This is a genomic window from Bartonella sp. AA56HLJMS, from assembly GCF_042197145.1.
In the GTDB taxonomy this organism is placed as follows: Bacteria; Pseudomonadota; Alphaproteobacteria; order Rhizobiales; family Rhizobiaceae; genus Bartonella.
Window position 1 is genome coordinate 1 of record NZ_JBHIRL010000075.1, and the last position, 1438, is coordinate 1438.

The window sequence follows — 1438 nt, forward strand, 5'->3', positions numbered from 1 at the left end:
TCTTGTAAACGCCCAGCTCCTATACGATTAGAGCCTTTTTCATATTTTTGGATTTGTTGAAAAGTCACACCTAACTGACTGCCTAATTGCTTTTGCGACATTCCCAGCATTGTTCTTTTAAAGCGAATTTTTCTGCCTATCGAAATGTCGTTAAAGTGTGGATTTTTAGCTTTCACTTCAAGCTCCCCTGCCGGTTGCGAGCGCCCTCGCATAAGTATTCCGGGAGTCTGAAAGTACTGAGTTCAGTCAGCTTTTTTTGCTTTTAGTGCTCATCGCACCTGGACATGGCAAAAACTCCCGGAATCCCGGGATACCTACAAAAGTAGGCTAATCTTATGTACTGAACTTTAGGGCTTTCAGACCCTACTGATCGCTGCGTAGACGACCAAAGTTACCCTTTAAGGTATAAAGTAATTTCATGAAATTAGCAATAAAATTTAAAAACAGTCTTTATTTTATGAGCTCCACCCCCGCCTCTCAAACTTTTATGCCCGCTCGTAAAAACTCCAAAACCATGAAATAAAACCCACGTTTATTGAGAGGACTAATAACCCTTTATTTTTGAGATCACACCTCCCAAAAGCACACCTAACAACATATCACCCCCTCCCAAAGCCATTTTTGAGAGACATCTTACAGATTTACACTGTGATGCGTTGGATTTTTGCGCCACAACGAGCCAATTTTTCTTCTAATCTCTCAAATCCACGATCAAGATGATAAACACGATTGACGATTGTTTTCCCCTTTGCTGCCAATGTAACAAGAGTAAGAGGGCTGCAATCACAAGAGAAACAACAAGCACGCAAATCCGTCGCCATGACAGGAGCCCCCCTTGCAAATTCTCTGTTCCATGAGATAGTTGCCCTCTCGCCCATCAAGCTTTATTTGCGCCCTCAAGCGATTGAGTTCTTGAACATGCATAAAACGATCTTCGAAAACCGTCTCTGTAATATGCGCGATTCCTTCAGCCCGTGTCATGAGCGCCATGAACGAAACTTAGACAATAATCACGAGCCTCCTCAAGAGTGAGAGAAGCAAAACTTTACACGAAAGAAAAACCATTCCGAAAAGAAAACAGCAGCCACAAAAGCCATACCCTTGAAAGATGGAGATTTGAAAGAACTATTGAGAAAATCATCAAGAATGTACGGCTCCAAAATTCCACAAGCAAGAGAGTAAACCATTAAAAATGCACCAGCCAAGCCCAGCGCCCCAAGCCCAGCCCCTCCCAACAAGCAAACATTGTGTTAAAACGCCCCCAAGCAATCGCCCCCCCCTCAACCACAGCGCAAAGCATTCAGCATATCTTTGAAAGCTTTACACTGTGATGCGTTGGATTTTTGCACCACAACGAGCCGATTTTTCTTCTAATCTCTCAAATCCACGATCAAGATGATAAACACGATTGACGATTGTTTCTCCCTTTGCTGCCAAT

Annotated in this window: 1 protein-coding gene and 1 pseudogene; both read right to left on the reverse strand. The window is 43.0% G+C overall.

The window, feature by feature from the left end; translation table 11 throughout:
• The coding region (locus ACFINI_RS09875) for a helix-turn-helix domain-containing protein (protein WP_375648033.1) at positions 1-212 on the reverse strand (212 nt) is incomplete at its 3' end.
• 429 nt (positions 213-641) lie between these two features.
• A pseudogene (locus ACFINI_RS09880) lies at positions 642-993 on the reverse strand (UDP-N-acetylglucosamine 1-carboxyvinyltransferase); the annotation flags it as partial.
• Positions 994-1438 lie beyond the last annotated feature (445 nt).